Annotated in this window: 13 protein-coding genes; 5 read left to right on the forward strand and 8 right to left on the reverse strand. The window is 62.9% G+C overall.

Annotated features, from left to right (window positions below; all coding sequences use genetic code 11):
* The 3 genes from QZ501_RS13310 to QZ501_RS13320 all read left to right on the forward strand — a co-directional run.
* Positions 1-242: CheR family methyltransferase (locus QZ501_RS13310; RefSeq protein ID WP_295720155.1), on the forward strand; the 242-nt coding region annotated here is incomplete at its 5' end.
* 2 nt (positions 243-244) lie between these two features.
* On the forward strand, positions 245-901 hold the full coding sequence (gene cheD, locus QZ501_RS13315) for a chemoreceptor glutamine deamidase CheD (RefSeq protein ID WP_151440880.1): 657 nt from the start codon (positions 245-247) through the stop codon (positions 899-901).
* Between the two features lie 21 nt (positions 902-922).
* Complete coding sequence (locus QZ501_RS13320) at positions 923-1978, forward strand: chemotaxis response regulator protein-glutamate methylesterase (RefSeq protein WP_237416517.1); 1056 nt, start codon at positions 923-925, stop codon at positions 1976-1978.
* Here the strand turns inward: QZ501_RS13320 and QZ501_RS13325 are convergent.
* The 5 genes from QZ501_RS13325 to QZ501_RS13345 all read right to left on the reverse strand — a co-directional run bounded on the left by QZ501_RS13325 (position 1966) and on the right by QZ501_RS13345 (position 6981).
* Positions 1966-2775 carry a transporter substrate-binding domain-containing protein gene (locus QZ501_RS13325; RefSeq protein ID WP_295720159.1) on the reverse strand — a complete coding sequence of 270 codons (810 nt, stop codon included), beginning with the start codon at positions 2773-2775 and terminating at the stop codon, positions 1966-1968. The two genes, QZ501_RS13320 and QZ501_RS13325, sit on opposite strands and share 13 nt — an antisense overlap.
* 95 nt (positions 2776-2870) lie before the next feature.
* Positions 2871-3419 carry a class I SAM-dependent methyltransferase gene (locus QZ501_RS13330; RefSeq protein WP_295720162.1) on the reverse strand — a complete coding sequence of 183 codons (549 nt, stop codon included), beginning with the start codon at positions 3417-3419 and terminating at the stop codon, positions 2871-2873.
* On the reverse strand, positions 3416-4375 hold the full coding sequence (locus QZ501_RS13335) for a D-2-hydroxyacid dehydrogenase (protein ID WP_160898642.1): 960 nt from the start codon (positions 4373-4375) through the stop codon (positions 3416-3418). Before QZ501_RS13335 ends, QZ501_RS13330 begins: the two co-directional genes overlap by 4 nt.
* A 79-nt stretch (positions 4376-4454) precedes the next feature.
* Positions 4455-5660, reverse strand: a complete 1206-nt coding sequence (locus QZ501_RS13340) for an acyl-CoA dehydrogenase family protein (RefSeq protein WP_160898643.1) — start codon at positions 5658-5660, stop codon at positions 4455-4457.
* A 13-nt stretch (positions 5661-5673) separates the two neighbouring features.
* On the reverse strand, positions 5674-6981 hold the full coding sequence (locus QZ501_RS13345; RefSeq protein ID WP_295720165.1) for an acyl-CoA dehydrogenase family protein: 1308 nt from the start codon (positions 6979-6981) through the stop codon (positions 5674-5676).
* A gap of 238 nt (positions 6982-7219) precedes the next feature.
* On the opposite strand from QZ501_RS13345, the gene QZ501_RS13350 reads away from it, so the two are divergent.
* Positions 7220-7774, forward strand: a complete 555-nt coding sequence (locus QZ501_RS13350; protein ID WP_295720168.1) for an outer membrane beta-barrel protein — start codon at positions 7220-7222, stop codon at positions 7772-7774.
* A gap of 19 nt (positions 7775-7793) precedes the next feature.
* Here QZ501_RS13350 and QZ501_RS13355 read toward each other — a convergent pair whose 3' ends face one another.
* The 3 genes from QZ501_RS13355 to QZ501_RS13365 all read right to left on the reverse strand — a co-directional run bounded on the left by QZ501_RS13355 (position 7794) and on the right by QZ501_RS13365 (position 10466).
* Positions 7794-8555: an ABC transporter permease gene (locus QZ501_RS13355; protein ID WP_095617942.1), complete on the reverse strand. Its 762-nt coding sequence runs from the start codon at positions 8553-8555 to the stop codon at positions 7794-7796.
* The gene (locus QZ501_RS13360; RefSeq protein WP_095617943.1) at positions 8552-9475 is read right to left on the reverse strand and encodes an ABC transporter ATP-binding protein; all 924 of its coding nucleotides are present in this window, start codon (positions 9473-9475) and stop codon (positions 8552-8554) included. The genes QZ501_RS13355 and QZ501_RS13360 overlap by 4 nt, the downstream gene beginning before the upstream one ends.
* Positions 9476-9536: 61 nt before the next feature.
* Entirely contained in the window at positions 9537-10466 is a 930-nt protein-coding gene (locus tag QZ501_RS13365; RefSeq protein ID WP_295720172.1) for a cation diffusion facilitator family transporter, read from the reverse strand.
* A 62-nt stretch (positions 10467-10528) separates the two neighbouring features.
* On the opposite strand from QZ501_RS13365, the gene QZ501_RS13370 reads away from it, so the two are divergent.
* Positions 10529-11016, forward strand: a 488-nt coding sequence (locus QZ501_RS13370; RefSeq protein ID WP_295720175.1) for a hypothetical protein, incomplete at its 3' end; no start/stop codon positions are given.

Below are 11016 nucleotides of genomic sequence, written 5' to 3' on the forward strand. Positions count from 1 at the left end.
TGGTCACCTTCGACACCCAGAATCTGCTCCACGACTGGCCCTTCAGCGAACGGTTCCGGATCGTCTTCTGCCGCAATACCGTCATCTATTTCAACAAGGAACTTCAGGCGCAGCTGTTCGAGCAGCTGCACCGCTACACCGCGCCCGGCGCCTGGCTCTACATCGGCCACTCGGAATCCCTGTGGAAGGTCACTGAACGCTTTGTCTCCCATGGCCGTACCATCTACGAACGAGTGGACTGACCATGGCGGAAGCAGCGATCACAACCCACCCAAGACAGCCCCGCGCCCTGCCCGGCTTTGAGCGGATCCGGCGCTACTGGGACCCGGTCAACCACGTCTGGGCGGCCAAACTGCTGCCCGGCGAGTTCTATGTGAGCCGGGGCGATGAGATGATCGTCACCACCCTCGGCTCCTGTGTGGCTGCCTGCATCCGGGACCCGAAACGCGGCGTGGGGGGCATGAACCACTTCATGCTGCCCACACGGGGCGGTGACCCGGAAAGCTGGGTGGACGACCCGGTCAACCTGGCCACCCGCTACGGCAACAACGCCATGGAGCAGCTGATCAACCGCATCCTGAAACTCGGCGCTCGCCGCCAGGACCTTGAGGTCAAGCTTTTCGGTGGGGGCCGTGTCCTGAAGGGTGTGACCACGGACATCGGGCAGCGCAATATCGAGTTCGCCATGGAATACTGCGCGACCGAATCCCTGGGACTGATCAGCCGGGACCTGGGAGGCGCCTACCCGCGCAAGGTACAGTTCTTCCCGGATACCGGGCGCGCCTTCAGCAAGAAACTCTACCGTACCCGCAACCAGACACTCATCGAACGCGAGGAGCACTACCTCCACGAACTGGAGGAAGAACCGGTGTCCGGCGGCGATGTGGATCTTTTCGAATAACCGATGAACCGGGAGTACCAGATGATCCGCACCATTGTGGTCGACGATTCGGCGCTGATCCGCCAGATGCTGACGGAAATGCTCAACGATGCCCCGGACATCGAGGTGGTGGACACCGCGCACGATCCGTATGACGCGCGGGAGAAGATCAAGGCCCACAATCCGGATGTGATCACGCTGGACGTGGAGATGCCGAAGATGGACGGCATCACCTTCCTGCGCAACATCATGCGGCTGCGCCCAATGCCCGTTCTCATGGTGTCCTCACTGACACAGGACGGCGCCGAGGTCACTCTGGAAGCGCTGGAGATCGGCGCCGTCGACTATGTCGCCAAGCCCCAGGTCAACGTCGCCAGCGAATTCCAGGACTACGCGCGGGAGATCCAGGACAAGGTCCGCATGGCCGCCTCCGCCCGGGTTACCGCCAGTTCCCGCCCGGCCGGGGAAAAGCGCAGCGCGGGCTCGGTGCTGCCCAAGCGCCGCCCCGGTGACCTGAAGAGCACCGAGAGGCTCATCGCCCTGGGCGCCTCCACCGGCGGCACCGAGGCCCTGCGCCACGTTCTGGAGCAGCTGCCCCCGGACAGCCCGGGGGTGGTCATCACCCAGCACATTCCCCAGGAGTTCAGCCGGGCCTTTGCCAACCGCATGGATGGCACCTGCGCGGTGACGGTCACCGAAGCCCAGCATGGCCAGCGGATCATTCCCGGCCACGTCTATGTAGCCCCCGGCAACCGCCACCTGACCGTCAAGCGTGACGGTGCCCGCTACACCTGCCAGCTCCATGACGGTGACCCGGTGAATCGCCACCGGCCCTCGGTGGATGTGCTGTTCCGCAGCGTGGCCAATGAAGCCGGAAAGAATGCCGTTGCCGCCCTGCTCACCGGCATGGGCGATGATGGAGCCAGGGGCATGAAGGAGCTGCACGAGCTGGGCGCCTACACCGTGGCCCAGAACGAGGAGACCAGCGTGGTCTGGGGGATGCCGGGAACAGCAGTGGAGATGGAGGCGGTCAGTGACACCCTGGCACTGGACCGGATCGCCGAAGCCCTACTGGGCCGGGCGCGTCAGTCCACCTGATCGGGGGTGAGCCGTTCCACGGCGGGCACGTCGTTACCCAGCGTGTCCACCAGGATCCGCTCGATCCCACCTTCCCGGCGCATGGCTTTCAGTGCCCGGTTGAAATTCTCGATGCGCTCGGCATTGCCCGCCACCTCGCGGGAGAGAAGCAGATGAAGCCGGTCCTCACGGACCGGTTCGGGATGCCAGGTCAACGCCTTCGCCTCTTTCTCACTGAGAAGATCACTGATCATCCGCTGGCCGACCACCCGGTCCATGGGAAACAGGTCAATGCGGCCCGCCAGCAGCTTATGGAAATTCAGCTCATCCGATGACACGGTTTCCGTGGTGGCAATCCCCTGGCTCGTCACCCGGTCGATCACGTCGCCATAATCGTAACCGCGGGTCAGTCCAATGCGGTACTCGGCAAGATCGGCTGTGTTTTCCCAGTCAAACGGCATGTCCGCCCGGTGGAAGAACACGTATTCGGTGACGATCACCGGCCGACTGATGAAGAAGTCCTCGCGCCGCTCACTGGAAGGCATCCAGACCGCGGTGCCGTCACGCTGGCCCCTGCGGGCAAGATACAGGGACCGGGCCCAGGGGTGGAATTCATACTCGACCCGGTAGCCGGCGCGCTCGAACGCCCGGGTCACGATCCGGGAGGCAATGCCGTAACCGGGCTCTTCCCTGCCCAGATAGGGTGGCCACTCGCCATTGGTAATGTGCAGCGTGCGGTCCTGAGGGACTCCCTCGGCCAGCGCTGGGGCTGGCACCATCACAGCCAGCGCCAGAAGCACTGTTCTCAACCATGCCATTATACCCTCCCCCAGCGGACCACCGGACTTTCAGAAAAATTCCCCGCAGGGACAGGGTGGCAATACCCGGAACAGCTGTCCACCGAAACGCGGATTCAGCGTGTAAGAAGCACCAGGACAGGACCGCGGTGGCCGGACGGGTCAACAGGCATGCGCCACTCATAACCGCTCCCGGTCAGCCATTCGCGGATGGCGTTCCATTCGGCCTCGCCACCATCGTGGCCGCGGTACACCATCAGCGACAGACAGCCGCCGGAGGCCAGCATTGCCATCGACTGTTCCAGAGCAGGGATTGTCGTGTCCGCCCCGGTGGTGCGGGTGCGGTCACTGCCGGGGAGATAGCCCAGATTGAACATCACGGCATCCAGCTGCCGCTCCCCGTGGGGCCTAACCTGCTCCCGGATATGGGCATGGCTTTCACAAAGGAGGGTCACGCGCTCGCCAAGCCCGGCGTCGGCAAGCTGGTTTCGGGTGGCCTCGATAGCAGCAGGCTGGACATCCATTGCCCAGACATGGCCCGTGGTGCCCACCTGCTCCGCCAGGAACCGGGTGTCATGGCCATTCCCGGCCGTGGCATCCAGCGCCAGGCCGCCCTCGCCCAGCACCCCGGCAACCGCTTCATGGGCCTGCCGGGTCAGTCTCACACCACCCACCGTTCCAGGGTGCCGGCGGCGAAGGCCTGCAGGTTGTCGGCGCTCTGCTGCACCATGCGCTGCCGGGCCTCCTGGCTCGCCCAGGCACAGTGCGGGGTCACCAGCAGGTTGGGAATATCGTCGGCAAGCAGGGGATTGCCATCCACCGGCGGTTCCTGTGTCAGGACGTCCACGCCGGCGCCGGCAATGTCGCCCTGGCGCAGGGCATCCGCCAGCGCCTGCTCGTTAACGATACCGCCCCGGGAGGTGTTCACCAGCAATGCGGACTCCTTCATGGTCCTGAGAGCCTGCGCATCGATCAGATCCCGGGTGTCATCGCTCAGAAGGCAGTGCACGGAAAGCACATCCGCGACAGGGAGCAGCCTCTCCAGCGACTGCCGGGGGAAACCATCCACCTCCCCTTCCGGCTGCCCGGGTCTGGCCGCGATCCGCACATCCATCCCAAAGGCCTGCCCCAGCCGGGCCACGCCCTGCCCCAGATCGCCATACCCAAGCACCACTAGGGTCCTGCCCTCCAGCTCGATGATGGGATGATCCATGCGACAGAACATGGGGCTCTGCTGCCACCAGCCGGCGCGTACATCCTGGACGTAATCCACCAGACGGTTGGCCAGGGCCAGGATCAGGGAGAACGTATGCTGGACCAGTACGGGCCGGGCGTAACGGATGGCGTTGACCACACGGATGCCCCTGGCCTCGGCCGCTTCCAGGTCGATGTTATTGACCCCTGTGGCAGTGACGACCACGACACGGAGATCCGGCGCCGCCGCGAAATGCTCATCCCTTAGAACCACTTTGTTCGTGACCACGGCTTCGGCATCCGCGATGCGCTCGGCCACCTGTTCGGGAGCACTGGTTCCATGGAGGGTCAGATCCGCGGCGGCCTGCATCGGGCCCAGGTCCACGTCCGACCCAAGGGTATCGGCATCCAGGAAAACGGCTTTCACGGTGATGATTCCTCCTGATCGGGTACAGCGATGACAGGCGTTATTGTCACCGCTGACCCCCGTTGAGGCAATCAGCCGATCACCGCAGCTCGCTGGAACTCAATCCCAGCAGGCGCCGGGCAATGATCAGGTTCTGGATCTGCTGGGTGCCTTCAAAGATGTCCAGGATCTTGGAGTCCCGGGCCCATTTCTCCAGCAGTTCCTCCTCGCTGTAGCCCAGGGTGCCCGCCAGTTCGGCGCAGCGCAGGGTGATCCAGTTACCCACGCGCCCGGCCTTGGCCTTGCACATGGAAGCCTGAACCGAATTGGGCTGATGGTTGTCCGCCATCCAGGCGGCACGCACGGTCAGCCAGTAGGCGGCCTCCCATTCCGCCTCCATGCGGTAGATCTCGGCCTCAACGGCGGAGCCATTGTCCACGGGCTGACCGTAATCCAGATTCACTTGGTCGGCGAGGAGTTCCTTCAACCGTTCCAGCGCGGCACGGCCGCAGCCCACCGCCATGGCCGCCACCAGGGGACGGGTGTTGTCGAAGGTCTGCATGGCACCGGCAAAGCCCTTGCTGGTGTCGATCTCGGGACTCCCGAGCAGGTTCTCCGCCGGTACCCGACAGTCCTGGAAGTGGATGGCGGCGGTGTCCGAGGCCCGAATGCCCAGCTTTTTCTCCAGGCGCGCCAGCTCCATGCCGGGCGTGCCCCACTCCACCACGAATGACTTGATGGCAGCCTTGCCCATGGACGGATCCAGGGTTGCCCAGACCACCACGCAGTCCGCCCGCTCACCGGCGGTCACATAGATCTTCTCGCCATTGAGGACGTACTCGTCGCCCTCACGGCGAGCCGTGGTCCGGATGGCGCCGGAATCCGAGCCGCAGCCGGGCTCGGTGATAGCCATGGCCGCCCATTTACCTTCGAATCGCTGCTTCTGCTCATCCGTGGCAACAGCGGAAATGGCGGCATTGCCCAGCCCCTGGCGGGGCAACGAGAGCATCAGGGCCACGTCGCCGTAGCACAGCTCCATGGCGCCGAGACAGACGCCCATGTTGGAGCCGTTACGCACGCCTTCGGTGCCAGCCTCGCCACTGGCCCCGGTGGTCGCGGCGCCCGCCGAGTTGGAGGGATCGCCCTCGTTGAACCCATCCAGAATCGAAGCCAGCATATCCAGCTCCCTCGGGCGCTCATGCTCATGCCGGTCGTAATAGCGTGAAATGGGCCTGAAGGTGCCCGCAGCGACCTGGTGGGCATTGTTGACCAGTGAACGGAATTTCTTCGGGATTTCCAGGTTCATGCCATGCCCTCCCTTAAAGATGCAGGCCGCCGAAGGCGATACCGGTGGCCCGCAGGTCCCGGTACCAGCGTTCTACGGGGTATTCGTGGGTGTAACCGTGGCCGCCCAGGACCTGTACACCGTTGGTGCCGATGCCCATGGCCTTATCCTTGACCAGAGTCCGAGCCAGGTGCGCCTCACGCCGGAAGGGCAGGCCCTGCTCGGCGCGGCAGACAGCGCGCCAGGTGAGCATGCGCATGGCATCCAGCTCGATGGCCATATCCGAGATCAGGAAGGCCACACCCTGGCGGTGGCTGATCGGCTCGCCGAAGGCGGTACGTTCATTCGCGTAGGGGATCACGTAGTCCAGCATCGCCTGGCTGGTGCCGATGGCCAGGCTGCACCACGCCAGGGTGCCCAGGTCCACGAAGGCCCGGTAGTCGAAATCACCGGCGCCGAGCCGGTTGGCCACCGGCACCGTCACACCATCAAGGGTGACACGCCCCTGGCCGCCGGCCCGGACCCCCATGGCGAAATCCGCCTCGACACCGAGCCCCTGGCTGCCCCCTTCCACGATGAACACGCCGGGCCCGTCCTCGGTCATCGCGGCCACCAGGAAGAGCTCCGCCTGCGCCGCCAGCGGCACCAGGCTCTTGGTGCCTTTGAGCACGTAGTGATCGCCCCGGCGGCTGGCGGTGCAGGCCGGGCGCAACGGATCGAACAGGGGGGCGGGTTCGGAAACTGCGATGGTGGCCACCGGCGGGTGGTCGCCGGCGAATTCCACCAGGTAGGTCCCCTGCTGGTGGGCACTCCCCCACTGGGTGAGCGCATTCGCCACGGAAACAGGCGCGAGGATGGCAATGGCCTGCCCCATGTCCCCGTGCGCCAGGTCTTCCGCCACCAGCATTGAGGTGACCGGGGAACGTTCCGTGGCCGCACCCCCCAGCGCCTCCGGCACGGCAAAGAGCGTCAGACCGAGTTCGGAGGCCTGCTCCAGGGTTCCGGGCGCGATGCTCTGCTCCGTGTCCGCGGGTTCCCCGCGCTCCCGGAGCACCTCGCGGGCGAATTCCTGCACGCTTTCACGGATCATGCGCTGCTCGTCCGTGATGTTCAGATCGAACAGGTCACGGGTCTCGCCGGGGGCCTGCAGGCGCTGGGGGCGTTTGAGGGGATTGAGGTTGCGGAACTGGCGGGCGCTGGTGCTGATCGCACTGAAGCTGGAACGACTCAGGTAATAGCTGATGTTCTCAGCAGTGCGCCGTACTCCCAGGCGGTCAAGCACCCCTGAACCAGCCAGATGGTTGAGCGCGCTCAGGGCGTATCCCATTGCATCGCGGGCCATGAGCCTCTCCTCGGATTGTGACTGATAATCCGATTATGACGAATCTGGCGCCATTGCCATTGACCATAATGCCGGTACGGATTGCTAACGGTGCAGCTATCCAACCGCATTCATACGGTGAAATGTGGATGATTCATCAATTCCAGCCCCGAACTGGATGAGAGGATTGACCGGAAAAACAGGCATGCCATGATCCAGCCTCAATGGAAAACCAATGGGCTTCAGGGACACAACTTCAATGAAACGCATCATTATTTTGGGGGCACTGCTTCTCGTTACTTCTCCGTTTGCCGTAGCCGGGCCGCAACGCCCCATCGATCAGGGTACAACCTTTCTTGGAGCCCAGTACGCCCGCCTGACGTTCTCTTCCGACCGGCTGATCACTTCAGCAACCCCCTCGATGATCACCCTGAGGGGTGGCGTTTTCGTACTGGACTATATTGCCGTTGAAGCCCGCTACGGCACGGGTATTGAGAATGAGAGCGCACTGGCGCCGGATGGTGAGCTGGTCAACACCAAGGTGCAGCATTTTGGTAGCACGTACATGACCGCCCATGCGCCGATAGGCAGCCGATCCTCGTTCTACATCTTCGGCGGGTTCAGTGAGTTCAAGGCCCGCTTTGAGCGCCCGGATTCCACGTTGAATAGAAGCGAATTTTCCGGTTCCTATGGCGCTGGGTTCCAGATCAATTTCAGCCGCGCCGCTGGGCTGAATATCGAATACAATCGTTTTCTGGAAAAACAGGGACACCGGCTGTACGGTTTTTCCATCGGAACCCAGCTCTATTTCTGAGCCAGAGCGCATCCCCTGCTCAGGATTTGAGACGATACCCCGTGCGGAAGATCCACCAGACCAGCGTCAGGCACAGGAGCATGAAGAAGAAGGTCATGCCGAGGCTGACCAGCAACGGGACATCCGAGACTTCATAGAAGCTCCAGCGGAAACCGCTGACCAGGTAGACCACGGGGTTGAACAGCGACACGGTCTGCCAGAACTCCGGCAGCACATCGAGGGAGTAGAAGGTGCCACCCAGGAAGGTCAGCGGAATGACCAGCAGCAGGGGGACCACCTGGAGCTGCTCAAAATCTTCCGCCCATATCCCGATGATGAAACCGAACAGGCTGAACGTGAAGGAGGTCAGCACCAGGAACGCCAACATCAGGAAGGGGTGAGCGATGGGAACGTCCACGAACAGCTGGGCGGTGAAGAGGATGATCAGCCCCAGCACCAGGGATTTGGTCGCCGCCGCGCCCACATAGCCCACCACTACCTCCAGGTAGGAAACGGGCGCGGACAGCACCTCGTAGATGGTGCCGGTAAAGCGCGGGAAGAAAATACCAAAGGAGGCGTTGGTCACGCTCTGGGTCAGCAGCATGAGCATGATCAGGCCGGGGACGATGAAGGCCCCGTAGGGAACGCCCTCCACCTCCTGCACCCTTGAGCCAATGGCCGCCCCGAACACCACGAAATAGAGCGAGGTGGTCACGATCGGGGAAATGATCGACTGCAGCCAGGTGCGCAGGGCCCGGGCCAGTTCAAAATGGTAGATGGCATACATGCCGCGCAGATTCATGATCCGTTCACCAGGTCCAGGAAAATGTCCTCCAGCGAGCTCTGGGTCGTATGCAGGTCCGTAAAGCGGATCCCCGCCTCCCCCAGCGCCTGCATCAGGTCGTCAATACCGGTCCGGGCGGACTGCGTCTCATAGGTGTAGATCAGCGCGCTGCCGTCCTCGGAGAGCCCCAGATCGTAATCCGCCAGAGCTGCGGGAATGGCCTCCAGCGACTCGCGCAGCTGCAGCACCAGCTGCTTGGTCCCCAGCTTGCGCATGAGCTGCTTCTTGTCTTCCACCAGAACGATCTCGCCCTGATTGATGACGCCGATGCGGTCCGCCATCTCTTCCGCTTCCTCGATGTAATGGGTGGTGAGGATCACGGTGACGCCACTCTGGCGCAGGTACTCCACCGTCTCCCACATGCCCTGGCGCAGTTCAACGTCCACACCGGCCGTGGGCTCATCAAGGAACAGCACTGACGGCTCGTGAGCCAGTGCCTTGGCAATGAGCAGCCGCCGCTTCATGCCCCCGGAGAGCATGCGCAGCTGGCTGTTGCGCTTTTCCCACAGGGAAAGATCGCGCAGCACCTTTTCCAGATAGGCGTCATCGCGCGGCTTGCCGAACAGCATGCGGCTGAAGCTGACCTTGTCCCAGACGGTCTCGAACGCATCCCGGGTCAGCTCCTGGGGGACAAGGCCGATGCGGGAACGCGTCTGGCGATAGTCACGCTGGATGTCGTAACCGTCCACGGTGACCCGGCCGCCGGTGGCGTTGACGATGCCGCAGATGATGCTGATCAGCGTGGTCTTGCCGGCGCCATTGGGGCCCAGGAGCGCGAAAATCTCCCCTTTGTGAATCGCCAGGTTGATGTTCCTGAGTGCCTGGAATCCGTCCGGGTAGGTCTTGTCGAGATTCTCAATGGAGAGGATGGGGCTCACGGGTCACCTCAATTGCTGGCAGCGGGGCAAAGGGTATCACACCCGTGCCGGGGCTGGCCCTTCAGGCGGGTTCATGGCCATTGGTGGGCGCCGCCCAGCGGGGATCGGCCGTAAAAACCACATCCAGCACCAGTGACGGAACAATACGACGCAGGCGCCCGTCCAGATCGGTGCGGATACGGTCCTGCTGGCCCAGGGTTCCGTTGTCACTCGCCGCCGGAAGCACCACGTGCACCAGCAGGTAGAGAGTCCGGCCCGGGCGCACCATCCGCAGCGAAAAATCCTGTGCCCCCCATTCCTCCACCACGGCCTCCACCACATCATGCACCGGCTGACGCACATGCTTCGGCGGCGCCCGGTTGAGCAGTTCCTTGATGGCATCCGAAGCCATCCGGAAAGGCGTACTCAGGCAGAACAGCACCACCACCGTGGCCACCATCAGAGGATCCACATAGGGGGTGATCACGGAAAAGCCCACCGCCTCCGCCAGCGGGATCAGGCAGAAAGCCAGCAGCACCGAGGCCGAGATCACCGTGTTGATCCACCAGTTGGCGAAGTCCGCCTCCACCAGTGGACTGGTGGTATGACGCCGGGCACGGCGCAGCAACACAAAGGTCATAATGCTGCTGGTGGTTGCGATCACCGAATAAAGGATGGCCAGACCAGCGACGATCTCCCGGCCACCGGAGAGCAGCACCAGCACGGAATCCCCCAGGGCCAGCAGGGAAATTCCCAGGATGAGCAGGCCTTTGGCAGCATTGACCAGGGACTCGAAGTAGGCATGGCCGAAGGGATATTTCTCATTGTCCGGCATGGCCAGCAAGCGGGCGACCCGAACACTGAGAAAGGCCATAACGCTGTAGATGAGATTGAAGAGCCCATCGAGCAGGATCACCTGGGATCCCGTGATCACGGACAGGACCAGACCGGTCACCCCGAGAAAGAGTGCCATTCCGGCCGAAAGCATCAATGCGTCTGTCTCGGTTCGCATTCCAGAGCCATTTCGGGTACTTAGTCAGTGCATTTTACCCGCTCACGGGCTATTGTGATCGCATGATGCTGAAAAAACTTGGAAATCAGTACGGCAACATCCGTAAGAGGCTGTCGGATGACTTCCGCCTGTCCATCATCATGATGTTCTGTATTCCCGCCGCACTCGCCATCGGCGGCTTCGGCGTGTACCGCTACCTTCAGGGTGACTGGCTGATGACCATGGTGGACACCCTGCTGGTGGTGTTGCTGCTCATCATCTCCGGTTTCGCCTGGATCACCGGCAATACAGTCCTCACGGGCATCGTGCTGGTGGTCTTTACCGGCATCGGCGTGCTCAGCGTGCTCTACCTGGCAGGGCTTGTCGGGCTTTTCTGGGCCTATGTGGACACCATTGCCACCTTTTTCCTGTCACCGCCCGCCTTTGCCATCCCCAAGGTCCTGTTCATGGTCGGTGCCAGCGTGGCTCTGGGATCCGCCAGCGGACTTGGGCCACTGGCGCTGATCTCATTCGCGACCACCGTCTTCGTGGTCTCGATATTCGCCTTTTC

Origin of the sequence: uncultured Halovibrio sp., assembly GCF_913056445.1 — a bacterium.
GTDB classification, from domain to species: Bacteria; Pseudomonadota; Gammaproteobacteria; order Pseudomonadales; family Oleiphilaceae; genus Halospina; species Halospina utahensis_B.

Excerpts from the sequence above, each read along its gene's own strand:
- cheD (WP_151440880.1), top strand. The coding sequence starts at position 245 with ATGGCGGAAGCAGCGATCACAACCCACCCAAGACAGCCCCGCGCCCTG.
- QZ501_RS13320 (WP_237416517.1), top strand. The coding sequence starts at position 923 with ATGATCCGCACCATTGTGGTCGACGATTCGGCGCTGATCCGCCAGATG.
- QZ501_RS13325 (WP_295720159.1), bottom strand. The coding sequence starts at position 2,775 with ATGGCATGGTTGAGAACAGTGCTTCTGGCGCTGGCTGTGATGGTGCCA.
- QZ501_RS13340 (WP_160898643.1), bottom strand. The coding sequence starts at position 5,660 with ATGAACCTGGAAATCCCGAAGAAATTCCGTTCACTGGTCAACAATGCC.
- QZ501_RS13345 (WP_295720165.1), bottom strand. The coding sequence starts at position 6,981 with ATGGCCCGCGATGCAATGGGATACGCCCTGAGCGCGCTCAACCATCTG.
- QZ501_RS13350 (WP_295720168.1), top strand. The coding sequence starts at position 7,220 with ATGAAACGCATCATTATTTTGGGGGCACTGCTTCTCGTTACTTCTCCG.
- QZ501_RS13355 (WP_095617942.1), bottom strand. The coding sequence starts at position 8,555 with ATGAATCTGCGCGGCATGTATGCCATCTACCATTTTGAACTGGCCCGG.
- QZ501_RS13365 (WP_295720172.1), bottom strand. The coding sequence starts at position 10,466 with ATGCGAACCGAGACAGACGCATTGATGCTTTCGGCCGGAATGGCACTC.